Below are 22,205 nucleotides of genomic sequence, written 5' to 3'. Positions count from 1 at the left end.
CATTGGTGGACATACGAAGGACCCGGACATGCCACAGCATCTTTCCCCCCGTGAAATCCTTGCCGAGCTCGTCGGTTTTGCGACCGTAAGCCGCGATCCGAACCTGCCGCTGATCGAATGGGTGGCGGGGTATCTGCACAGCCACGGCATCGAGAGTTTCCAGCACCGCAAACCCACCGAGCCGGACACCAAGGCGGCGCTGTTTGCCCATGCTGGCCCGCGCGTCGCGGGGGGCGTGGTCTTGTCGGGACATACCGACGTGGTGCCGGTGGATGGCCAGAGCTGGACATCGGACCCGTTTGTGCTCGCCGAACGGGAGGGGCGGCTCTATGGGCGCGGCACCACCGACATGAAGGGGTTCGATGCGCTTGCGATCTGGGCCATGGTCGAAGCGCAGCAGCGGGGCGTGCCCTTGCAACTGGCGCTGAGTTACGACGAAGAGATCGGCTGCGTCGGAGGCAGGGATCTCGCCGAGGCGCTGGTGGCCAGTGATCTGCCGCGCGCCGCCTCGGTGATCGTTGGCGAGCCGACGATGATGAAGGCGGTGTCGGGTCACAAGGGATCGGTGAATTTCTGGGTGCATGTGCACGGGGTCGAGGTGCACTCATCGATCCTGCACACCGGCGTTTCGGCGATCATGTGGGGCGCCAAGCTGATCGACTGGTGCAACGGCATCAATGCGCAGAACGCCGCGCGCACACCGGGGCCGGTGGCGGCGATGTTCGAGCCGCCCTATACCAACGTCCACGTCGGGCAGATTTCAGGCGGCACGGCACATAACATCACCGCCAAGGATTGCGCCTTCGGGGTTGGATTTCGCATCGTGCCGGGCGAGACCACCGAGCAATGGGTGACGCGTTTCAAGGCCGAAGTCGCGCGGCTGACCGAGCAGATGCAGCAGGTGCGCCCCGAGGCGTGGATCGAGATCACCCCGATGTTCGAGGTGCCAGTGCTACGGCCAAGCGCCGACAACAGTGCCGAAACACTGGTGCGCGCGATCACCGGTGACAATGCCAGCCTGCAGGTCAGCTATGGCACCGAGGCGGGGCATTTTCAGGCGGCGGGCTATGATGCGGTGGTGTGCGGGCCATCGGATATCATCCTTGCCCATACCCCGGACGAGTATATCGAGATCGCCCAGCTAGAGGCCGGGCAACGTTTCATGGACCGGCTGCTGACCCGGCTGGGCTGACACGCGCGCCCGACCGTGCCGGGCCGATCCGCTTGCGGGCGGTGCGCCGGGCTGGCAGGCTGCGCCGCAAAACTGGAAAGGACCCTTCATGCCTGTCAAGAACCGTTTCGCCGAGCTTCAGGCAGAAATCACCGCCTGGCGCCGCGATTTGCACGAGAACCCCGAACTGCTGTTCGACACCCACCGCACATCGGGCGTGGTGGCCGACAAGCTGCGCGCCTTTGGCTGCGACGAGGTGGTCGAGGGCATCGGGCGCACCGGCGTGGTCGGCGTGATCAAGGGCAAGACGCAGAGCTCGGGCAAGGTCATCGGGCTGCGCGCCGACATGGATGCGCTGCCGATCACCGAGAACACCGGGGTCGAGTATGCCTCGAAAACGCCGGGCGCGATGCATGCCTGCGGCCATGACGGCCATACCGCCATGCTGCTGGGCGCGGCGAAATACCTGTCGGAGACGCGCAATTTCGACGGCACCGTGGTGGTGATCTTTCAGCCTGCCGAAGAGGGCGGCGGCGGCGGCAAGGTCATGTGCGACGATGGCATGATGGACCGCTGGGGCATTCAGGAAGTCTATGGGATGCACAACTGGCCGGGCCAGCCTTTGGGCAGCTTTGCGATCCGGCCCGGCGCCTTCTTTGCGGCGACGGACGTGTTCGAGGTCACCATCGAGGGGCGGGGCGGTCACGCCGCCAAGCCGCATGAGACGATCGACCCTACGGTGACCTCGGCGACCATCGTCACGGCGCTGCAAAGCATCGCCTCGCGCAATGCCGATCCGGTCAGCCAGATCGTCGTGTCGATCACCAGCTTTGTCACCTCGAGCCAGGCGTTCAACGTGATTCCCGCCCGCGTTACGTTGCGCGGCACCGTGCGCACCCTGTCGGCGGAGAACCGCGATCTTGCCGAGGAACGTATCAGCCAGCTCTGCACCGGCATCGCTAGTGCCTATAATTGCAGCGCAAAGGTGGATTACACCCGTAACTATCCCGTGATGGTGAATCACGACGAGCAGACCGCCTTTGCCGCCGAAGTGGCGCGCGAGGTGTCGGGTGATTGCGCCGATGCGCCGCTGATCATGGGCGGCGAGGATTTCGCCTTCATGCTCGAGGAACGCCCCGGTGCCTACATCCTCGTCGGCAACGGCGACACCGCCATGGTGCATTCGCCCGAGTACAACTTCAACGACGAGGCGATTCCCGCCGGGTGTTCGTGGTGGGCCGGACTGGCGGAACGGCGGATGCCCGCCGCCTGACAATGTCGTGAGCATCAATGCTCGGATTGTTACATTTATTTTGTGATATGTAATGATCACTGACGAGTAGGGCGGGGCCATGTCTGGCCCCTCCTTTGGTTTGACAACAGGAAAGACGATATCATGCGCAAGCTGCTGATTGCCACGCTCGCTGCCGCCGTGCCTGCCACGATGGCCCTTGCCCAATCCGCCGAAAACACCTTGAAGGCGCGTCAGGGGTTCTTTCAGTTGATCAGCTTCGAGATGGGCGGTCTTGCCGCCATGGCCAAGGGCGATGTCGAGTATGACGCCGAGGCGGCCAGCGCCCACGCGGCGGATCTGTCGACGCTGATGTCGCTGCATATCGCCGATTACTTTGCACCAGAGACATCGAACGCCGATCTGCCGGGCAAGACCCGCGCGCAGCCGGTGATCTGGGAAGACATGGATGGTTTCATGGAAAAGGCCACGGCGCTGAACGCGGCTGTTGAAACCATGGCTGGCGCGGCGGGCAACGGGCTGGATGCGCTGCGCCCGGCGGTCGGTCAGCTTGGCGGTACCTGCAAGGCCTGCCACGACGATTACCGCGCCAAGAGCTTCTGATCCCGTGAGCGCCGGAACCAACGAGCCCTCCGGCGAGATGTGGGACCCGGTAGTCCGGGTTCTGCATTGGGCGCTGGTGTTGGCCTTCGCCACCGCTTGGGGGCTGGGGAAGTTCGGCCCGGCGCAGATGACGCTGCATTTTTACGCGGGCTACACGGTGGCGGCCATCGTGACGCTGCGGGTGATCTGGGGGCTGATCGGGCCGCGCACCGCCCGGTTTACGAGTTTTGTCAAAGGCCCGCGCGCCATCGCCGCCTATGCACGGCGCCTGCCCAATCGCGCGCCGTCACGGACGTGGGGGCACAACCCGGTGGGCGCGCTCTTCGTGGTCGGCGTGCTGGCGGTTCTGGCGATGCAGGTGCTGTCGGGGCTGTTTTCGGACCCCGAGGATTACATCAACGTCGGCCCGCTGGCGAAATACGTCAGCTACGAGACCACGCAGAGGGCGCTGGCCCTGCACGAGCCGCTGTCGACGCTGCTGCTGATCATGGTGGCGATCCACATCGGGGCCATCGTCTTTTACAGGCGCTGGAAGGGCGAAGACCTCGTGACCCCAATGATCACCGGTCGCCGATAAGCCATCCCTGCCGGAACGCGCAAGGATGGCACCCGGATGCGCTTTGCGCTAAACCCCGCGCAAGAGCAGCCCGAGGAGACCCGCGTGAGCCAACGCGCCAATATCATCTGCATCAAATGGGGCACCTTGTTCGGGCCGGAATACGTCAACCGGCTGTATTCCGGAGTGCGGCGCAACATGGCGCGTCCCGTGCGGTTTTTCTGCATGACCGAACACGCGCAGGGCCTGCACCCGGATATCGAAGTGCTGCCATTGCCCACCGAACCCTTTGCCGAACCGATGGCACAGGCGCTGGCTGTGGCAAATCGGCAGGGGGCGATGCGCAAGGTGTCGCTGTTTCGCCCCGGCCTCGTGCCCGATCTGGATGGACCATATCTGGGATTCGATCTCGATGTGGTAATCACCGGCAGTCTTGACGAGATTCACGATCTCGCCCCCGGCACCGTTGCCATGCGCCACGACTGGACCGAAAAGCGTAAGGGTCGGCCCACCGGACATGGCTCGGTGTTTCGCTTCGATCCGGCGCAACACGGGTTTCTCTACGAGGATCTCGCCGCCGATGCCTACAGGGAAGTTGAACAGGCGCGCGGATCGGAACAGCGCTACACCAGCCACAAGGCGATGGATCGCGGGGTGTTCACCTATATCCCCGAACCTTGGGTGGTGTCGTTCAAATATGATTGCAATCCATTTCCGGGCAACTGGCTGCATCCGCCGCGCCTGCCGCAGGACGCGCGCGTCGTCTGTTTCCACGGACGGCCCAAGATGAGCGACGCGCTGAGCGGCTGGAATGGCTCGCTGATCCGCCATTCCAAGCCCTGCGATTGGCTGCAAGACCACTGGATAGACCGCTCGCGGGCGGATCTCGGCTCGGAATGGGCCTGATGGTCTCGCCAAGGCTTGCCCCGGGGCCTTGGGGCAGGGTATGAGCGGGGCCACGAAAAATCACGTTATATCGACCGAGAAGAGGGCAGACAGCATGCGTCGTGTCGTTGTCACCGGGCTGGGGCTTGTATCGCCCCTCGCGGACGGAGTGGAAAAAAGCTGGGAACGCCTTCTCGACGGTCAGTCGGGCGCGGGCCCCATCAAGAATTTTGATACCGAGGGGCTGGTCACGACCTATGCCTGCGAGGTGCCGCTGGGCGAGGCCGAGGGCGAGTTCAACCCGGACCGTTATCTGGCACCCAAGGAGCAGCGCAAGATCGACACGTTCATCCTGTTCGGCCTTGCCGCCGCGCAGCAGGCGGTCGAGGATTCCGGCTGGATGCCGACAGAGCGCGAAGATCTGGACCGCACCGGCGTTCTGATCGGCTCTGGCATCGGTGGGCTGAATTCCATCGCCAATACCGCTGTCACCATGGAAACCAAGGGGCCGCGCCGGGTTTCGCCGTTCTTTGTGCCGGGCGCGCTGATCAACCTGATCTCTGGTCAGGTGTCGATCAAATACGGCTTCCGCGGCCCGAACCATTCGGTGGTCACCGCCTGTTCCACCGGCGCGCATGCCATCGGCGATGCCATGCGGCTGATCCGCTATGGCGATGCCGACGTGATGGTCGCCGGCGGGGCCGAGGCCGCGATCTGCCGCATCGGCATCGCCGGCTTCAACGCCTGCAAGGCGCTGTCGACCAAGCGCGCCGATGATCCGACCAAGGCCAGCCGCCCCTATGACGCCGACCGCGACGGGTTCGTGATGGGCGAGGGCGCGGGCATCGTGGTGCTCGAGGAATACGAGCACGCCAAGGCCCGCGGCGCCAAGATCTATGCCGAGGTGCTGGGCTATGGCATGTCGGGCGACGCCTACCACATCACCGCGCCGTCCGAAGATGGCGACGGCGCCGAACGCTCGATGCGCGCGGCGCTGAAATCGGCCAACCTTGCGCCGACGGATATCGATTACATCAACGCGCATGGCACCTCGACCATGGCCGACACCATCGAGCTGGGCGCGGTGGAACGCCTGCTGGCCGATCACGCCGCCAGCGTCACCATGTCCTCGACCAAATCGGCCACCGGGCACCTTCTGGGCGCGGCGGGCGCGATCGAGGCGATCTTCTCGATCCTCGCGATCCGCGATCAGGTTGCACCGCCGACCATCAACCTCGATAACCCGGCGGTCGAGACCCCGATCGACCTTGCGCCCAACGCCAAGCGCGAGCGCAAGGTGCACTACGCCCTGTCCAACTCCTTTGGGTTCGGTGGCACCAACGCCAGCGTGATCTTCGGAAAGGTGGACTGAGCCATGTGGCGCAACATCGCCTCCAATGCGATGACCTTTCTCGTGGTCATCGTCTTCCTCTTCGGGGGCGTGCTGCTCTGGGCGCAGAACGAATACCGCACGGCGGGTCCTCTGGACGCGCCGATCTGTCTTCAGGTGCAGCGCGGCAGCAATTTCAACCGGGTGTCGGCTGATCTTGAAGATCAGGGCGCGATCACCTCGGGCACGCTGTTCCGGCTTGGGGCGGATTACACCGACAAGACCGCGCTGTTGAAGGCTGGCTCGTATCTGGTGCCCGAAGGCGCAACCATGCCCGAGATCACCGACATCATCACCCGCGGCGGGGCTTCGACCTGCGGCACCGAGGTGGTCTATCGCATCGGCGTCACCAGCGCCGAAGTGCAGGTGCGCGAGCTTGACCCGGCGCAGGGCCGCTACGCCGAGGTTCTGGCCTTTGATCCCGCCGAAGACGCGCCCGCAGATTACGCTGCGTTTCGCGACGATGTCGGCACCCGCTTTCGCGTCGCGCTGGCCGAAGGCGTGACCAGCTGGCAGGTGGTCACCGAGCTGGGGCAGGTCGATATCCTTGAGGGCGAGGTCGCCGATCTGCCCGCCGAGGGCGCGCTTGCCCCTGACAGCTACGAGATCGCCAAGGGCGACACCCGCGCCAGTGTCATCACCCGGATGCAGGACGCCCAGCAGCAGATCCTTGCCGAGGCATGGGCGAACCGCGCGCCGGGTCTGCCCTATGCCTCGCCCCAAGAGGCGCTGACCATGGCCTCGATCGTCGAGAAGGAAACCGGCGGTCCGGATGAACGCCCGCTGGTGGCTAGCGTCTTCGTCAACCGCATCGAGCGCGGCATGCGCCTGCAGACCGACCCGACGGTGATCTATGGCATCACCAAGGGTGAAGGCGTGCTCGGGCGCGGCATCCGGCAGTCCGAACTGCGCCGCGAGACGCCCTACAACACCTATGTGATCGACGGCCTGCCACCGACCCCCATCGCCAACCCCGGTCGTCTGGCGATCGAGGCGGCGCTGAACCCGGCTGAGTCCGACTATCTCTACTTTGTCGCCAAGACGCTGGACCCGGCAGATGGGCATCTGTTCGCCGAAACGCTGGACGAACACAACCGCAACGTTGCCGGCTATCGCAGGCTCGAGGCCGAGCGCGCCAACCAGTAGCCTCAGCGCAGAACACCACACAATGAAAAGCCCCCGATGCGCAATGCGTCGGGGGCTTTTGTCTGTTCGTCGTGGCTTGCGCCTGTCACGCCTCCTTGGGGCGCAACAGCAACCAGATCAGCGCGCTGCCTGCCAGCACCAGAAACGGCGCCATCGCCATGTTCACCGCCGCCCATCCAGCCTGCGGCGAGCCCCCCGTGCAGTTCATCAGCCCGCCCGAGGCGAGCGAGGCCATGGTCACCCCGCCGAACACCAGAAGATCGTTCAGGCCCTGCATCCGGCCTCGCTCTTCGGGGCGGTGGGCGCCGGCCAGCATGGTCGTTGCGCCGATGAAACCGAAGTTCCAGCCGATCCCCAGCAGCACAAGCGCGGCGAAAAACTGTTCCAGCTCGACCCCGGTCAGCGCGACGCCGCCCGCGCTGGCGAGGATCACCAGCCCCAGCGCAATCACTTTTTCGACGCCAATGCGTGCGATGACATGGCCGGTGAAGAAGCTTGGCACATACATCGCCAGCACATGCGCGGTAACGACATTGGCGGCATCCGCGGTTTCAAACCCGCAGCCGACCACCGCAAGCGGCGACGAGGTCATCACGAGGTTCATCAGCGCATAGCTGACCATGGCGCAGATCACCGCCACGGCGATGCGCGGCGTGGCCAGCAGTTCGCGCCTTGAACGGCCCTTGGGCGCGTCATGCGCCGGCACCGGCGGCTTGGGAATGCGCAGGAACAGGAACAGCGTGCTGCCGACCAGGTTCACCGCGATCACCGTCGCATAGGTGCCAAGAAACGGAACGACAAAGGCATTGGCCGTCAGCTTCACCAGCTGTGGGCCGATGATCGCGGCGGCCAGACCGCCCGCCATGACATAGGAAATCGCCTTGGGCCGGAATGCTTCGCTGGCGGTATCAGCGGCGGCAAAGCGATAGAACCCCTGCGCTGACATGTAGATGCCGGTCAGGAAGCTTCCCACAAGGAACAGCGGGAAGGATGCGATATACAGCGCATAAGCCCCGACAGCGCCGCCCAGTGCGCCGCCAAGCGTGCCCAGCATGAACCCGGCGCGGCGGCCGAATTTCTGCATGAACGCCGACACCGGGGTGGCTGCGCTCATCGAGCCGAGCACGATCAGCGAGATCGGCAGCGTGGCAAAGCAGGGGTTGGGGGCAAGGCTCTGCCCGGCAAGCCCGCCGATGGTAAAGATCATCGGCATCTGCGCGCCCAGCAGGGCCTGCGCCATGACCAGCACGATGACGTTACGTTTGGCGAGGCTGTCTTGGGGCATGTCGGTCTTTCGGCGCAGGTTTCGGGTGGAGCTTGTGGTGTCCCCCGTGTCAGACTGGGGGCAACCCTTTGCTTTGGCACCGGGATAAGTGCATTCAACACAAGATGAAAGGCTCACCGTGGTTGGACGGATCATCGAAAGCGATGCCTGTATCGCCGAAGGCGCAGCGTGGCTGGCCGAGCTCGAGCCGCGCTTTGCCCATGCCTTGTCGCTCACCGGGCCATTGCCGCTGCGCCTGCGCCCCGACGGCTTTGCGCAGCTGCTCTCGGCGGTGGTCAGCCAGCAGGTCAGCGTCGCGTCGGCGCGGGCGATCTGGGCGCGGCTTGAAGCGGCGGGCATGACGCAGCCGGGGCCGGTGCTGGCCGCCTCGGATGAAGAGCTGCGCGCACTGGGGCTGTCGCGGCAAAAGGCCAGCTACGCGCAGGCGCTGGCCGGCGCGGGCATCGATTTCGACGCGTTGCGCGCCGCACCAACGGAGGAGGTCGTCAAGACGCTGGTGGCGGTCAAGGGCATCGGCATCTGGACCGCCGAGATCTACGCGATGTTCTCGCTGGGCCGGGCGGATGTGTTCGCCCCCGGAGATCTGGCCTTGCAGGAAGGGGCGCGGCTGCTGTTCGATCTGCCCGAGCGGCCCAAGGACAAGGCGCTGCGCATCATGGCCGAATCGTGGTCGCCATGGAGGTCGGTTGCGGCGCGCGCGCTCTGGGCCTACTACCATGTGGCGAAGCAAAGAGAGGGCATTGCATGACGCGCGTTCTGACAGCTGGCCGCAAGGAGCCCGTTTCGGGCGAAATCCGTTCCTGCGTGGTCTTCCTGCATGGCTATGGGGCCAATGGGGCCGATCTTCTGGGGCTGGCCGATCCGCTGGGCGAACACCTGCCCGACACGCTGTTCGTCGCCCCGGACGCGCCCGAGGATTGCGCCGGCTCGCCGATGGGTTTCCAGTGGTTTCCGATCCCGTGGATCGACGGCTCCTCCGAAGAGGAATCGATGCAGGGCATGGCCCGCGCGGTCGAGGATCTGAACGCGTTCCTCGATGCGCTGATGGTCGACGAGGATCTGCTGCCCGAACAGGTTGCACTGTTCAGTTTTTCGCAGGGCACGATGATGGCGCTGCATGTCGCGCCGCGGCGCGAGGATGAGTTTGCCGGTCTGGTGGCGTTTTCCGGGCGGCTGTTGCAGCCCGAACTGCTGGCCGACGAGGCTGTAAGCCGCCCGCCGGTGCTTTTGGTGCATGGCGATCAGGATGACGTGGTGCCGGTGGAATCGCTGCCGCAGGCGGCCGAAGCGCTTCAGGGCGCTGGTTGGAAAGAGGTCTTTGCCCATATCCAGAAAGGCACCGGCCATGGCATCGCGCCCGATGGGCTCAGCGTCGCGCTGGCCTTCATTCGTGACAAATGCGGGTTCTGAACGGGTGACGCTCTGGCAGCGCTGAAGGCCGGTTGTGGCGTTTCAGCGTTGCCAGAGCTTTTACTTGGCAGTCTATGTGTAGGGCAATGCCCCACGCATAGAGGGGCCGTGTCAGCCGTTGCCATGCCCGGTAAAGCGCGCCGCATCCGCAGCCGCACGGCGGATGGCGTTGGATTTATGCACCGTCTCCTGATATTCGGATTCCGGATCGCTGTCGTAGACCACGCCGCCGCCTGCCTGAATATACAGCTTTTCGTCTTTCACGATGGCGGTGCGCAGGGCGATGCACATGTCCATGTCGCCGCCCGCGCTGAAATAGCCGACACCGCCGCCATAAACGCCGCGCTTTTCCGGCTCCAGCTCGTCGATGATTTCCATCGCGCGCACCTTGGGCGCGCCAGACACCGTTCCGGCGGGCATCCCGGCAAAGAAGGCCGACAGCGCGTCCTGATCATCGGCCAGCTCGCCCACCACGTTGGACACGATATGCATCACGTGGCTGTAGCGTTCGATGATGAACTGCTCGGTCGGGCGCACGGTACCGATCTTGGACACCTTGCCAGTGTCGTTGCGGCCCAAATCGAGCAGCATCAGATGCTCCGCCAGTTCTTTTTTGTCGGCGAGCAGATCGGCCTCGAGGGCGCGGTCTTCCTCGGGGGTGGCGCCGCGCGGGCGGGTGCCAGCGATGGGGCGGATGGTGACCTCGCGGCCAAAGACCCGCACGAGGATCTCGGGCGAGGCACCGATGACCTGAAAACCGCCGAAGTTGAAGTAGAACATGAAGGGCGAGGGGTTGGTCCGGCGCAGGCTGCGATACAGCGCAAACGGCGGCAGAGGGAAATCCTGCGTCCAACGCTGTGCGGGCACCACTTGAAAGATGTCGCCTTTGCGTATGTAATCCTTGGCTTTTTCGACAGCGGCCTTGTAGCTTTCGCGGGTGAAATTCGACACCGGCTCGCCGATCTCGCGCGCCTCGCCCAGATCGCGGCTGGCCTGCGGCATGGCCCGTTCCAGATCGCGCACCGCGTCCATTACCCGTTCGGCGGCGCGGGCATAGGCGGCGCGGGCCGATACCCCGTCCGAAACCCATGCCGGGGCCACCACCGTCACCTCGCCCTTGACGCCATCAAGCACGGCAACCACCGAGGGGCGCAGCATCAGCGCGTCGGGCAGGCCCAGCGGGTCGGGGTTCACGTCGGGCAGCTTTTCCACCAGCCGGATCATATCGTAACCGAGATAGCCGAACAGCCCGGCGGCGGCCTGCGGCAGATCGTCCGGTAATTCGATACGGCTTTCGGCCAGCAGCGCGCGCAGGCTGGTCAGCGGGTCCTGATCGCAAGGCACAAAGGCCTCGGGGTCGAACCGCGCCTGCCGGTTGATCTGCGCGGCCTCACCATGGCATTTCCACACCGTGTCGGGCTTCATGCCGATGATGGAATAGCGCCCGCGCACCTCGCCGCCGGTCACCGATTCCAGCATGAAGGCATCCTTGGCAGCGCCCGTCAGCTTGAGCATCAGCGACACCGGCGTGTCGAGATCCGCCGCAAGACGTGCATAGACCACTTGGTTCTGACCGGCCTCGTAGCCGGGGGCGAAATCGTCGAAACTGGGAATGAGCGTGGCCATGAGCTTACCGGATATTCGTGAGCACGGCGTTGACCGCCGCCTGATCGACGTTGACGCCCGCGCGCTGCTGCACATCGGCGTTGAAGGCAGAGAACAGGTCTTGCGCGACGGAATTGCCCGCCTGCTGGCGCAGGATCTGCGAGAGCATCTGCACCTGCGCGTCCTGCATGTCGACCGGGGTGACCTCGTCTAGCCGGATGACGACGGCGCCGTCATTGGCGGGCAGGGCGCGGGTCTCTCCGGGCTGCATCTCGAACAACGCGGCGATCACGCTGGCGGCAAGGCCGTCGGGCTGGCTGTCGCGGCGCAGGCCGCTGCTGGTCTGGGTGCTCAGCCCCTCGTCTTCGAAGCTGGCACCGCCTGCGATCGCCTCGGCCTTCACCTCGGCCTGCGCGGTGAGCGCCTCGGCGGCTTTCTCGGCGTCCCAAAGCTGGCGGACCTCGTCAGCCACATCGTCATAGGGGGCCGGTGCGGGCGGGTTGATGGCATCGACGCGCAGGGCGAACAAGCCGCCATCGCCCAGCCGTTCGATGGCCGGATAGTCGCCTTCGACTGCCTGTGCGGCGGCGGTGTTGAAGGCGCTGTATTGCGCCGGCCCGTCGCTGCTGCTTTCGGTCCAGTCGATCTGGCCAAGCTGCATGTCGGTGTCCGCGGCGAGCTCTTCCAGCGTCGCGCCGCCGGCCAATTCGTCATCCAGCGCCTGTGATTGCGCGTCGATGGCCTTGCGGGCCTCGTCCATGGCGACGCCGTCGCGCAGGGCATCGCGGGCTTCTTCGAAGCTGGTTTCCTGCGCCGGGAAAACCCCGTTCACCCGGTACAGCGCCGGGCCAAAAGGCGATGGTGCCGGGCCGACCACCTCGCCAGTCTGCGCGGCAAACACCGCATCGGCGGCCTCGCCCAGCTGCTCTGCGTCCTGATCGCCAAGGTCGGTGTCTTCGATCTGCAGGCCGCGGGTTTCGACCTCGTCTTCGAAGCTCGCCGCGCCAGAGGCGATGCGTTCGGCGGCAGCCTGCGCTTCGGCCTCGTTGCCATAGACCAGCCGTTCGACCAGACGCCGCTCGGGCATGTTGAATTCGGCGCGCCGTTCCTCGTAGGTGGCGCGCAGCACGTCCTCGGTGATCTCGACGCTGTCGATGATCATCGACGGCGTGAGCCATGCATAGGTGATCGCGTGGGTTTCGGGCAGGGTGAAGCGGTCGATGTTGGCATCGTACCAGTCTTTCAGCTGCGCCTCGGTCGGTTCGGGAATGCCGATGGTCAGCGCATCGCGGCCCAGCGTCGCCCATGTCAGGCTGCGGGTTTCGCCGGCATAGCCAAGCAGCGTGTCGATATAGGTGTCGGGCAGGGTGGTTCCGGCAAGGATCGCGCCTTGCAGGATCGAGCGGGCGGCATCGGCGCGCAGGCTGTCCTCGAACGCGCCTTCGTTCAGACCGGCGTTGCTCAGCGCAAAGGCATAGGCATCGCGGTTGAAGCTGCCGTCGGGGCCGGAAAAGGCGTCGATGTCCTGCAGCGATCTGGCCACCTGCGCATCGCCCACCGACAGGCCGATCTGCAACGCCTCGTTGTCGAGCGCGGCGTTGCTCACCACGCGGGCCAGAACCTGCTGGGTCAGCCCCATCTGCCGCGCCTGTTCCAGCGTCACCGCCTGCCCGGATTGCTGTGAAAGCTGGCGCATCTCGCTGTCAAGCGCGCGGGCGTAATCGGAGCCCTTGATCGGGATGTCGCCCGCGGTTCCGATACGGTCGGTGGTGCCGGTGAAATTCACCGTGCCAAAGGCGCCGAAGCCGACAAAGGACGCGATCAAAACGCCCCAGACCGCATATTTTGTGATGCCGTTCTTGCGCGTCATGGTGCGTTTTCCCCGTATTGTCTGCCTTGGCCTCGTGGCGCCAGTGTCTAAGCCGCGCCGTCACTGCCCGCAAGGGGCCAGTCCAGCGCCGCAAGCCGGTCGAACAGCTCTTCGATGCCGCTTCGGTTCACATTGGCGTAGGCGATGCGAAGATGGCGCGCGCCGGTGGCATCGCCGGCAGGCGTGAACATGGTGCCCGGCAGCACCAGAACACCGGCCTCTGGCACCAGCTTGGGGCCCAGTTCGTCGGACGACATGGCAAACGGGTGTTCGAGATAGGCAAAATAGGCGCCAAGCCCCTTGAGCACCCAGCCCTTTTCCTCAAGCTTGGGCATGTTGTCGGCGATGGCGGCGCGGCGATTAAGGATCTCGTCGCGCTCGCCCGCGAGCCAGTGCGACAGGTTTTCAAGCCCCCAGAGCGCCGCGTGCTGGCCGAGCTGCGGCGCGCAGATCGCCACGGTGTCCTGAAATTTCTCGATCTCCTGCAACAGCGCCGGGTCGGCGATGATCGCGCCAACGCGGTGGCCGGTCAGGCGATAGGCCTTGGAAAAGCTGTAAAGCTGCACCAGCGTCTCGTCCGCGCCCTTGCGATTGAGCAGGTCATGCGGCGCGCCGCTGCGGCTGTCGAAATCCTTGTAGGTTTCGTCGACGATCAGCTTCAGGCCCTTTTCCACCGCCAGATCGAACAGCGCGTTCAGCGTCTCGGCGGGGTATTCGACGCCGCCGGGGTTGTTGGGCGACACCAGCACGATGGCCTGCGTGCGCTCGGTGATCAGGGCGCGGGCAGTGTCGGCATCGGGGAGCAGCTGCTCATCGGTGGGCAGCGGGACGGTGGTGACGCCCTGCATGTCGAGCCACATCTTGTGATTGAAATACCACGGCACCGGCAGCAGCACCTCGTCGCCATTGCCGCAGATCGCCGACAGGGTCGCGGCGAAGGCCTGATTGCAACCGGCGGTGATGGCGACCCGCTCTGGCGCGACCGGGGCGCCGTAATGGGCCGACCAGTTGGCGGCCAGCGCCTCGCGCAGCGCGGGCAGGCCAAGCACGGGGCCGTAAAGGTGGGTTTCCGGCTTTTCCAGCGCCTCGGCCATGGCGCGACGCAGCGGTGCGGGCGGCGGGTCGATGGGGGCGGCCTGGCTGACGTTGATCAGCGGGCGTTCGGGCGGGAAGGTGATGCCAGCAATCCAGCGCTTGGCCTCCGGCACGGGGGGCACAAAGGTCGATTGGGTGCTGCTGCTGTGGGTCATGATCTGTCCTGCCTCGAAATTTGCCGCACGCTAGCAGCGGCGGCGGGCAGGGGGAAGGGTCAGACTGCGGCCGCAAAGACGTGGTCTGGTGACCGTCGCACTGGCAGATCGCGCAAGCGTTTCGCGGGGGCGCATCCTGTCGCAGCCCTTCGCCACCCGGGCCCGCCTTGGCGACTGGTTGAAGGGCGCGGCGGAACAGAAAACCCCGCGCCTTGATCGGGCGCGGGGCAAAGTCGAGATCATCCGGGATCGGGCGCTCAGTCGCTGACGCCGCGATAGGGTTTGACGTATTGCAGCGCCATGTCCCACGGGAAAAAGATCCACGTGTCCTGACTGACCTCGGTGATGTAGCTGTCGACCATCGGCTTGCCCTTGGGCTTGGCATAGACCGTTGCCACATGCGCTTTGGGCAGATGCTTGCGCACCACTTCCAGCGTGCGACCGGTGTCGACCAGATCATCGACGATCAGCACGCCGGTGCCGTCGCCCATCACTTCCATGTCGGGAAACTTGATGACCTTGGGCTCGCTTTGCGCCCGATGATTGTAGCTTTTCACCGAGATCGTATCGACAAGCCGGATGTCCAGCTCACGCGCGACGATCATCGCCGGGGCCATGCCGCCGCGGGTGATGGCGACAACGGCGCGCCAGCCGCCATCCGCGGGGCCGTGCCCCTGCATCCTCCAGGCCAGCGCCCGCGCGTCGCGGTGCAGCTGGTCCCAGCTGACGTGAAATCCTTTTTCATGCGGCAGGCGATCCAGATCCATGGCGTGTCTCCTCAGGCTTTGGTGATGTCCGGCGCGTCCACCGCCTTCATTCCGACCACGTGATACCCTGCATCGACGTGGTGAGTCTCGCCCGTCACACCGCTGCCGAGATCGGACAGCAGGTACAGCGCCGAGCCGCCGACATCGTCGATGGTCACGTTGCGCCGCAGCGGCGAGTTGTAGGCGTTCCAGTTCAGGATATAGCGGAAATCACCGATGCCGCTGGCGGCCAACGTCTTGATCGGTCCGGCAGAGATGGCGTTGACGCGGATACCGTCCTTGCCCAGATCCTCGGCCAGATAGCGCACCGAGGCTTCCAGCGCGGCCTTGGCAACGCCCATGACGTTGTAATGGGGCATGATGCGCTCGGCGCCGTAATAGGTCAGCGTGATCGCCGAGCCACCCTTGGTCATCATCTTCTCGGCACGCTGCATCACGGCGGTGAAGCTGTAGACCGAGATATCCATGGTCAGCGTGAAATTGTCGCGGCTGGTGTCGACATAGCGCCCGCGCAGCTCGTTCTTGTCGGAAAAGCCGATGGCGTGGACGATGAAATCGATGTTGTCCCAGCGCTGTTTGATTCCGTCGAACAGCGCGTCGATCGACGCCTCGTCGCCTACGTCACAGGGCAGCACGAAATCCGATCCCAGTTGCGCGGCCAGCGGGCCGACCCGCTTTTTCAGCGCGTCCCCCTGATAGGAAAAGGCCAGCTCGGCGCCAGCGGCGCTCAGCGCCTTGGCGATGCCCCATGCGATCGACTTGTCGTTTGCGAGGCCCATGATCAGGCCGCGCTTGCCCGCCATCAGAGTGTTTGACATTCCCATTCCCCAACCGGCATTGCTATGTTTCCGATCCCTTTAGACAAAGCCCGGCAGGGCTTCAAGGGCCGGGACTGTTGGCGCCCCACAGCAATGGAGATCATGATGTCTGACCGCACCGGAATATTCGCGGGGGACGACCCCTTTGCCATTGCCCGCAGCTGGCTGGCCGAGGCCGAAGCGAGCGAGCCGAATGATCCAAACGCCATCGCCCTGTCGACCGTCGATGCGCAGGGAATGCCCAACGCCCGCATGGTGCTGCTCAAGGATATCGAGGACGCGGCCTTTGTGTTCTACACCAATTACACCAGCGCCAAGGCACAAGAAATTGAACAGGGCGGCAAGGCCGCCTTTGTCATGCATTGGAAATCGCTGCGCCGACAGATCCGGGTGCGCGGCACGGTCACCCGCGAAGACGGGCCGCAAGCGGATGCCTATTATGACTCGCGCTCGCTGAAGTCGCGACTCGGGGCATGGGCCTCGCAGCAAAGCCAGCCTTTGGCCTCGCGCGCGGCCCTGATGGCAGAGGTGGCAAAAGTGACGGCGAGCCATGGCCCGATGCCTGCCCGCCCGCCTTTCTGGGGGGGATTCAGGATCGCTCCGATTGAAATTGAGTTCTGGGCCGATGGCGCCTTCCGGTTGCATGACCGGTTTTGCTGGCGGCGCCAGACGATATCTGACCCTTGGTCAGTAAAACGGCTTAATCCTTAGGCTGATACTAAGTTGACGCAGGGGACACTATAAAAAACTGTTCCATACATCCCTTGCATTCCATGTGCACAGTATCGCAAGAGGGGGCGGGGATACGCGAACAAGAACAATGGAAACACAGTTGAAACAGCACTATGATGAGGCGCAGCACGTCCTCGGCAAAGTGAAGTGGTTTGATCCAGTTAAGGGATTCGGCTTCGTTATTGCCGATGCAGGGGGGCCGGATATCCTTTTGCATGCGAACGTTTTACGCAACTTTGGGCAGAGTTCCGTCGCAGACGGTGCTTGTATTGAAATCACGGTCCAGCGCACCGACAGGGGCGTGCAGGCCATCGAGGTCCTGAAGATCTCGCCGCCGGAAGTGCCGGAAGGATTGCCGCTTGCAGACTTCGAGGGAATCGATCCCGAGATCATGCGGGCCGCTCCGCTGGAACCGGCGCGGGTGAAATGGTTCGACAAGGCCAAGGGGTTTGGCTTTGCTAATATTTTCGGCTCTTCCGACGATATCTTCATTCACATCGAAGTGCTGCGCCGGTCAGGCCTTGCCGACCTTCAGGCTGGCGAGGCGCTGGCGCTTCGCAAAATTCCGGGCAAACGTGGCCTGATGGCAACCGAGGTTTGGGCATGGGAAGCCGCACTCCCCACTTCCTGACGCTGCTCGCGCTGCTGGCGGCCTCACCCGTCAGCGCTGCCGAGTGCCGCGACGATACGCTCTGGTTGCGCGGCGACTGGGGATCGGCGCGTTTTCACGTCTCTGTCGCGGATGATGCGGCCGAGCGCGCGCAGGGGCTGATGTACGTTCAGAAGATGCCAAGCGCCACGGGGATGCTGTTTGCCTACGAGCGCGAGCAGCCCGTATCCTTTTGGATGAAGAACACCTTCATTCCGCTCGATATGATCTTTGCCGATGCAAGTGGTCGGGTCACGCGGGTGCATTCCAACGCGGTGCCCCATGACGAGACCCCGATCCCCAGCGGAGCGCCGGTGCGCTACGTTCTGGAGATCAACGCGGGGCTGGCAAAGCAGATGGGCATTGCGCCCGGCAGCCAGATTCAACACCCGGCCATCGCCGATCCGGTCTGGCCGTGCGACTAAGACGCGTTTTCGCTCTTTTCAATCCCATGCCTCGCCTGTAAACGAGGCCCGTCGGGGCGTAGCGCAGCCTGGTAGCGCGTCTGTTTTGGGTACAGAAGGCCGTGAGTTCGAATCTCGCCGCCCCGACCATCTTCCTCAGCACCACATCTTGATCCGTTCCGCCGCGCTGACTCGTCGAGTCGCGTGGTTTTGCCGGTTTTTTGATCACGCGGCAGTGCTCCGCCTGCATGGGCCGGGCCGGGGCGAAAAAACGCCAATCCGCTGAGTTATCTTCAGGCAAGTTCTCAACAGCTGTGGATAAACAACGCCGCTCGGCAGGTTTTCCCAAGGGAACAGGCCAGCCCGTCGCAGGGTGCAAATGTGGATAAGGCAAGAGCAACCCATAGCCCTAGTGGCACGGCTTTGGGTCAATACCAAATATATGTAAAAAGGGTCAAAAAATTCGTTGACCATTACCTTAGATTGAGGCCAGTTTGTGTAGACCCGAGGTCGCGACACAAGATGTAGTGGTCTTTGGCGGGGATAAACCGACACGACATAGCAGTGACAGACCGCGGCGAGGCGGCGACGAGGGCAGGGCAACTGCCATCGGCTGGTCGGGTGTTCCTGCGCTTCGGGGGTGGTTTGAGCATATCTGAAGGCAGAGGCAGAGCGATGAAGATCGAGAGAAAATACACCCGGGCAGGTCAGGACGCCTATGCAGGGATCGAGTTCGTCACCACGAGCTCGGAGATCCGCAACCCGGATGGCAGCACTGTCTTCAAGCTCGACACGCTCGAGGTTCCCGCAAACTGGAGCCAGGTCGCATCGGACGTCATCGCGCAGAAGTATTTCCGCAAGGCTGGCGTGCCCACCGACCTGAAAAAGGTTGCGGAAAAGGGCGTGCCGCAGTTCCTGTGGCGCTCCGTCCCGGCCAATGCTGACACGCCGCGCACCGGCGAAACCTCGGCCAAGCAGGTGTTCGACCGGCTGGCAGGGGCCTGGGCTTATTGGGGCTGGAAAGGCGGCTATTTCGGCTCCGAGGATGACGCCCGCACCTATTACGACGAAATGCGCCACATGCTGGCGGCGCAGGTCGCAGCGCCCAATTCGCCGCAGTGGTTCAACACCGGCCTGCATTGGGCCTATGGCATCGACGGCCCGTCGCAGGGGCACTTCTACGTCGACTACAAGACCGGCAAGCTGACCAAATCCAAATCCGCCTATGAACACCCGCAGCCGCACGCCTGCTTCATCCAGTCCGTCAGCGACGATCTGGTCAACGAGGGCGGCATCATGGATCTGTGGGTGCGCGAGGCGCGCCTGTTCAAATATGGCTCGGGCACCGGCACCAACTTCTCCAGCCTGCGCGCAGCGAACGAGCCGCTGTCGGGCGGCGGCAAGTCGTCGGGCCTGATGGGCTTTCTGAAGATCGGCGATCGCGCCGCGGGCTCGATCAAGTCGGGCGGCACCACGCGCCGCGCCGCCAAGATGGTGATCTGCGATGCCGACCACCCCGATATCGAGGAATTCATCAACTGGAAGGTCAAGGAAGAGCAGAAGGTCGCCAGCCTTGTCGCCGGGTCCAAGATGCACGAGCAGATGCTCAACGGTATCTTTGCCGCGATCCGCAACTGGGACGGTCTGGAATCGGATGCCTATGAGGCCAACGCCAACCTCGGGCTGAAAAAGGCCATCCGCGAGGCCAAGAAGGTGTCGATCCCCGAGACCTATATCAAGCGCGTGCTGGATTACGCGCGGCAGGGCTATGCCTCGATCGAATTTCCGACCTACGACACCGATTGGGATAGCGAAGCCTACGCCTCGGTTTCCGGCCAGAATTCCAATAACTCGATCCGCGTCACCGACGCCTTCCTCGACGCGGTCCGCAAGGGCCAGCCGTGGGAGCTGATCCGCCGCACCGATGGCTCGGTTGCCAAGACCGTCGATGCCAAGGAGCTGTGGGAACAGATCGGCCACGCGGCCTGGGCCTGCGCAGATCCGGGCATCCAGTTCCATGATACCGTCAACGCTTGGCACACCTGCCCCGAAGATGGCGCGATCCGCGGCAGCAACCCGTGCTCGGAATACATGTTCCTTGACGATACCGCCTGCAATCTTGCGTCGATGAACCTGCTGACCTTCCTGCAGGACGGGCGCTTTGACGCCGAAACCTACATGCATGCGACGCGGCTCTGGACGCTGACGCTGGAAATCTCGGTGCTGATGGCGCAGTTCCCGTCGAAGGAAATCGCGCAGCGCAGCTATGATTTCCGCACGCTGGGCCTTGGCTATGCCAATATCGGCGGCTTGCTGATGAACATGGGCCTTGGCTATGACAGCGACGAGGGCCGCGCCCTTGCCGGCGCGCTGAGCGCGATCATGACCGGCGTCGCCTATGCCACCTCTGCCGAGATCGCTGGAGAGCTGGGCGCTTTCCCGGGCCATGAGCGTAACGCAGAACACATGCTGCGCGTCATCCGCAACCACCGCACCGCCGCCTTCGGGCAAAGCGAGGGTTACGAGGGCCTCGCCGTCAAGCCGGTGCCGCTGGATATCGACAACTGCCCCGATCACAAGCTGGTCGAGCTGGCCCAGACCAGCTGGGACGAGGCGCTGCGCCTTGGCGAGGCGCATGGCTATCGCAACGCGCAGGTGTCGGTGATCGCCCCCACGGGCACCATCGGCCTTGTGATGGATTGCGACACCACCGGCATCGAGCCCGATTTCGCGCTGGTGAAATTCAAGAAGCTCGCGGGCGGCGGTTACTTCAAGATCATCAACCGCTCGGTTCCCGGCGCGCTTGAAAAGCTGGGCTATGGCTCGGCGCAGATCGAAGAGATCGTGTCCTACGCTGTCGGTCACGGCAGCCTCGGCAATGCGCCCGGCATCAACCACACATCGCTGCGCAGCCGAGGCTTCGGCCAGACGCAGATTGAAAAGATCGAAGCCTCGCTGGCCACCGCCTTTGACATCCGCTTCGTGTTCAACCAGTGGACGCTCGGGGCCGAATTCTGCCGCGACGTTCTGAAGGTTCCGGCGGAAAAGCTCAACGATGCCAGCTTCGAGCTGCTGCGCCATCTTGGCTACAGCAAGGCCGAGATCGACGCCGCCAACGATCACGTTTGCGGCACCATGACGCTGGAAGGCGCGCCGCATTTGCGCCCCGAGCATATCGGCATCTTTGACTGCGCCAACGCCTGCGGCAAGAAGGGCAAGCGCTACCTGTCGGTCGAAAGCCACATCCACATGATGGCGGCGGCGCAGAGCTTTATCTCGGGCGCGATTTCCAAGACCATCAACATGCCCAACTCGGCGACGGTCGCGGATTGTCAGGCTGCTTACGAGCTGTCGTGGTCGCTCGGGGTCAAGGCCAATGCCCTGTACCGTGACGGATCGAAACTGTCGCAGCCGCTGGCCTCGGCGCTGATCGAAGACGATGACGATGCGCTCGAAATTCTGGAAACCGGCACGCCGCACGAAAAGGCGCAGGTCATCGCCGAAAAGATCGTCGAGAAGGTGGTCATCAAGGAAGTGGTCCGCGCCGGGCGCACCAAGATGCCCGAGCGCCGCAAGGGCTATACGCAAAAGGCGGTTGTCGGCGGGCACAAGGTCTATCTGCGCACCGGCGAATATCAGGACGGCGCGCTTGGCGAGATCTTCATCGACATGCACAAGGAAGGCGCAGGCTTCCGTGCGATGATGAACAACTTCGCTATCGCCGTGTCGGTCGGCCTGCAATATGGCGTGCCGCTCGAGGAATTCGTCGACGCCTTCACCTTCACCAAGTTCGAACCGGCGGGCATGGTGCAGGGCAATGACAGCATCAAGAACGCCACCTCGATCCTTGACTACATCTTCCGCGAACTGGCGGTGAGCTATCTGGATCGCACTGACCTTGCCCATGTCAAACCCTCCGGGGCGACCTTCGACGATCTGGGCCGCGGCGAGGAAGAGGGCGTCAACAACGTCAAGGAACTGTCCGAAGGCACCGCGGCGCGCTCGCTTGAAATGCTCAAGCAAATCTCCTCGACGGGCTATCTGCGCAAGCGTTTGCCGCAGGAACTGGTGGTGCTACAGGGCGGTCAGGCGACGATGACCGGCACCGGCGGTGCGATGGCGGTATCCGCACAAAGCAGCGTCGCCACGCTGACCGGGACCACCTCGGCCACTGCGATGGATGCGCGGGTCAAGGCCAAGATGCAGGGCTACGAGGGCGAGGCCTGCGGCGAATGCGGCAATTACACGCTGGTGCGCAACGGCACCTGCATGAAGTGCAACACCTGCGGCTCGACTTCGGGCTGTAGCTGACGGAACCACGAGGGCGGGGTGCAGCACTGCGCCCTGTCTGCCTCCGGGACGGGTGCGCTCGTCCTGTCGCGGGCAAGGCAGCAGGCATAAAACAGTCCGGG

At 64.0% G+C, this 22,205-nt stretch carries 20 protein-coding genes and 1 tRNA gene; 15 read left to right on the top strand and 6 right to left on the bottom strand.

Annotated features, from left to right (window positions below; all coding sequences use genetic code 11):
- Positions 1-28 precede the first annotated feature (28 nt).
- The 7 genes from argE to mltG all read left to right on the top strand — a co-directional run bounded on the left by argE (position 29) and on the right by mltG (position 7,003).
- Entirely contained in the window at positions 29-1,192 is a 1,164-nt protein-coding gene (gene argE / locus KO516_RS16600) for an acetylornithine deacetylase (RefSeq protein ID WP_216004894.1), read from the top strand.
- An 88-nt stretch (positions 1,193-1,280) separates the two neighbouring features.
- Positions 1,281-2,444, top strand: a complete 1,164-nt coding sequence (locus KO516_RS16595; RefSeq protein ID WP_216004893.1) for a M20 aminoacylase family protein — start codon at positions 1,281-1,283, stop codon at positions 2,442-2,444.
- A 123-nt stretch (positions 2,445-2,567) separates the two neighbouring features.
- Positions 2,568-3,026, top strand: coding sequence for a cytochrome c (locus KO516_RS16590; protein WP_216004892.1), 459 nt, complete (start codon positions 2,568-2,570; stop codon positions 3,024-3,026).
- Positions 3,027-3,063: 37 nt separating this feature from the next.
- Positions 3,064-3,603 (top strand): cytochrome b/b6 domain-containing protein, encoded by a 540-nt coding sequence (locus KO516_RS16585; protein ID WP_216004947.1) that lies wholly within the window; start codon positions 3,064-3,066, stop codon positions 3,601-3,603.
- A gap of 84 nt (positions 3,604-3,687) precedes the next feature.
- The gene (locus KO516_RS16580) at positions 3,688-4,488 is read left to right on the top strand and encodes a glycosyl transferase (protein WP_216004946.1); all 801 of its coding nucleotides are present in this window, start codon (positions 3,688-3,690) and stop codon (positions 4,486-4,488) included.
- 94 nt (positions 4,489-4,582) lie between these two features.
- A complete protein-coding gene (gene fabF, locus KO516_RS16575) occupies positions 4,583-5,839 on the top strand; it encodes a beta-ketoacyl-ACP synthase II (protein WP_216004891.1) in 1,257 nt (418 codons plus the stop codon).
- Between the two features lie 3 nt (positions 5,840-5,842).
- Positions 5,843-7,003 carry an endolytic transglycosylase MltG gene (mltG, locus tag KO516_RS16570; protein WP_216004890.1) on the top strand — a complete coding sequence of 387 codons (1,161 nt, stop codon included), beginning with the start codon at positions 5,843-5,845 and terminating at the stop codon, positions 7,001-7,003.
- Positions 7,004-7,088: 85 nt separating this feature from the next.
- On the opposite strand, the gene KO516_RS16565 is transcribed toward mltG, so the two are convergent.
- The gene (locus tag KO516_RS16565) at positions 7,089-8,288 is read right to left on the bottom strand and encodes an MFS transporter (RefSeq protein WP_216004889.1); all 1,200 of its coding nucleotides are present in this window, start codon (positions 8,286-8,288) and stop codon (positions 7,089-7,091) included.
- Between the two features lie 118 nt (positions 8,289-8,406).
- On the opposite strand from KO516_RS16565, the gene KO516_RS16560 reads away from it, so the two are divergent.
- Both KO516_RS16560 and KO516_RS16555 read left to right on the top strand, forming a co-directional pair.
- Positions 8,407-9,036, top strand: a complete 630-nt coding sequence (locus tag KO516_RS16560) for a DNA-3-methyladenine glycosylase 2 family protein (RefSeq protein WP_216004888.1) — start codon at positions 8,407-8,409, stop codon at positions 9,034-9,036.
- Positions 9,033-9,698: an alpha/beta hydrolase gene (locus tag KO516_RS16555; protein WP_216004887.1), complete on the top strand. Its 666-nt coding sequence runs from the start codon at positions 9,033-9,035 to the stop codon at positions 9,696-9,698. Before KO516_RS16560 ends, KO516_RS16555 begins: the two co-directional genes overlap by 4 nt.
- 111 nt (positions 9,699-9,809) lie before the next feature.
- Here the strand turns inward: KO516_RS16555 and trpE are convergent, their stop codons facing one another.
- The 3 genes from trpE to KO516_RS16540 are packed head-to-tail and all read right to left on the bottom strand — an operon-like array spanning position 9,810 to position 14,423.
- On the bottom strand, positions 9,810-11,324 hold the full coding sequence (gene trpE / locus KO516_RS16550; protein WP_216004886.1) for an anthranilate synthase component I: 1,515 nt from the start codon (positions 11,322-11,324) through the stop codon (positions 9,810-9,812).
- Positions 11,325-11,328: 4 nt separating this feature from the next.
- Positions 11,329-13,173, bottom strand: a complete 1,845-nt coding sequence (locus tag KO516_RS16545) for a peptidyl-prolyl cis-trans isomerase (protein ID WP_216004885.1) — start codon at positions 13,171-13,173, stop codon at positions 11,329-11,331.
- A 47-nt stretch (positions 13,174-13,220) separates the two neighbouring features.
- A complete protein-coding gene (locus tag KO516_RS16540; protein ID WP_216004884.1) occupies positions 13,221-14,423 on the bottom strand; it encodes an aminotransferase in 1,203 nt (400 codons plus the stop codon).
- 88 nt (positions 14,424-14,511) lie between these two features.
- Between KO516_RS16540 and KO516_RS16535 the strand changes: the two genes are divergently transcribed.
- On the top strand, positions 14,512-14,691 hold the full coding sequence (locus KO516_RS16535) for a hypothetical protein (protein ID WP_216004883.1): 180 nt from the start codon (positions 14,512-14,514) through the stop codon (positions 14,689-14,691).
- On the opposite strand, the gene gpt is transcribed toward KO516_RS16535, so the two are convergent.
- Complete coding sequence (gpt, locus tag KO516_RS16530; RefSeq protein WP_216004882.1) at positions 14,681-15,190, bottom strand: xanthine phosphoribosyltransferase; 510 nt, start codon at positions 15,188-15,190, stop codon at positions 14,681-14,683. The genes KO516_RS16535 and gpt overlap by 11 nt on opposite strands.
- An 11-nt stretch (positions 15,191-15,201) precedes the next feature.
- On the bottom strand, positions 15,202-16,008 hold the full coding sequence (gene fabI / locus KO516_RS16525) for an enoyl-ACP reductase FabI (RefSeq protein WP_216004881.1): 807 nt from the start codon (positions 16,006-16,008) through the stop codon (positions 15,202-15,204).
- A gap of 105 nt (positions 16,009-16,113) precedes the next feature.
- Here fabI and pdxH point away from each other — a divergent pair, with 105 nt between their 5' ends.
- The 5 genes from pdxH (at position 16,114) to KO516_RS16500 (ending at position 22,104) form a co-directional block, all read left to right on the top strand.
- A complete protein-coding gene (pdxH, locus tag KO516_RS16520) occupies positions 16,114-16,719 on the top strand; it encodes a pyridoxamine 5'-phosphate oxidase (RefSeq protein ID WP_216004880.1) in 606 nt (201 codons plus the stop codon).
- Positions 16,720-16,828: 109 nt separating this feature from the next.
- Complete coding sequence (locus KO516_RS16515; protein WP_216004879.1) at positions 16,829-17,371, top strand: cold-shock protein; 543 nt, start codon at positions 16,829-16,831, stop codon at positions 17,369-17,371.
- Positions 17,344-17,814: a DUF192 domain-containing protein gene (locus tag KO516_RS16510; RefSeq protein ID WP_216004878.1), complete on the top strand. Its 471-nt coding sequence runs from the start codon at positions 17,344-17,346 to the stop codon at positions 17,812-17,814. Before KO516_RS16515 ends, KO516_RS16510 begins: the two co-directional genes overlap by 28 nt.
- A 52-nt stretch (positions 17,815-17,866) precedes the next feature.
- Positions 17,867-17,943, top strand: a tRNA-Pro gene (locus tag KO516_RS16505).
- Positions 17,944-18,468: 525 nt separating this feature from the next.
- The gene (locus KO516_RS16500; RefSeq protein ID WP_216004877.1) at positions 18,469-22,104 is read left to right on the top strand and encodes a vitamin B12-dependent ribonucleotide reductase; all 3,636 of its coding nucleotides are present in this window, start codon (positions 18,469-18,471) and stop codon (positions 22,102-22,104) included.
- Positions 22,105-22,205: the final 101 nt, after the last annotated feature.

Origin of the sequence: Citreicella sp. C3M06, from assembly GCF_018860705.1 — a bacterium.
Classification (GTDB): Bacteria; Pseudomonadota; Alphaproteobacteria; order Rhodobacterales; family Rhodobacteraceae; genus Salipiger.
The sequence above is the reverse complement of the archived record's forward strand: the minus strand, read 5'-3'. Positions and strand labels throughout refer to the sequence as shown.

Bases quoted from the DNA above. Each gene is read 5' to 3' on its own strand.
- KO516_RS16500 (WP_216004877.1), top strand. From the start codon at position 18,469: ATGAAGATCGAGAGAAAATACACCCGGGCAGGTCAGGACGCCTATGCA.
- mltG (WP_216004890.1), top strand. From the start codon at position 5,843: ATGTGGCGCAACATCGCCTCCAATGCGATGACCTTTCTCGTGGTCATC.
- trpE (WP_216004886.1), bottom strand. From the start codon at position 11,324: ATGGCCACGCTCATTCCCAGTTTCGACGATTTCGCCCCCGGCTACGAG.
- pdxH (WP_216004880.1), top strand. From the start codon at position 16,114: ATGTCTGACCGCACCGGAATATTCGCGGGGGACGACCCCTTTGCCATT.
- KO516_RS16540 (WP_216004884.1), bottom strand. From the start codon at position 14,423: ATGACCCACAGCAGCAGCACCCAATCGACCTTTGTGCCCCCCGTGCCG.
- fabI (WP_216004881.1), bottom strand. From the start codon at position 16,008: ATGTCAAACACTCTGATGGCGGGCAAGCGCGGCCTGATCATGGGCCTC.
- KO516_RS16585 (WP_216004947.1), top strand. From the start codon at position 3,064: ATGTGGGACCCGGTAGTCCGGGTTCTGCATTGGGCGCTGGTGTTGGCC.
- KO516_RS16510 (WP_216004878.1), top strand. From the start codon at position 17,344: ATGGGAAGCCGCACTCCCCACTTCCTGACGCTGCTCGCGCTGCTGGCG.
- KO516_RS16515 (WP_216004879.1), top strand. From the start codon at position 16,829: ATGGAAACACAGTTGAAACAGCACTATGATGAGGCGCAGCACGTCCTC.
- KO516_RS16545 (WP_216004885.1), bottom strand. From the start codon at position 13,173: ATGACGCGCAAGAACGGCATCACAAAATATGCGGTCTGGGGCGTTTTG.
- fabF (WP_216004891.1), top strand. From the start codon at position 4,583: ATGCGTCGTGTCGTTGTCACCGGGCTGGGGCTTGTATCGCCCCTCGCG.
- KO516_RS16565 (WP_216004889.1), bottom strand. From the start codon at position 8,288: ATGCCCCAAGACAGCCTCGCCAAACGTAACGTCATCGTGCTGGTCATG.
- KO516_RS16590 (WP_216004892.1), top strand. From the start codon at position 2,568: ATGCGCAAGCTGCTGATTGCCACGCTCGCTGCCGCCGTGCCTGCCACG.
- argE (WP_216004894.1), top strand. From the start codon at position 29: ATGCCACAGCATCTTTCCCCCCGTGAAATCCTTGCCGAGCTCGTCGGT.
- gpt (WP_216004882.1), bottom strand. From the start codon at position 15,190: ATGGATCTGGATCGCCTGCCGCATGAAAAAGGATTTCACGTCAGCTGG.
- KO516_RS16555 (WP_216004887.1), top strand. From the start codon at position 9,033: ATGACGCGCGTTCTGACAGCTGGCCGCAAGGAGCCCGTTTCGGGCGAA.
- KO516_RS16595 (WP_216004893.1), top strand. From the start codon at position 1,281: ATGCCTGTCAAGAACCGTTTCGCCGAGCTTCAGGCAGAAATCACCGCC.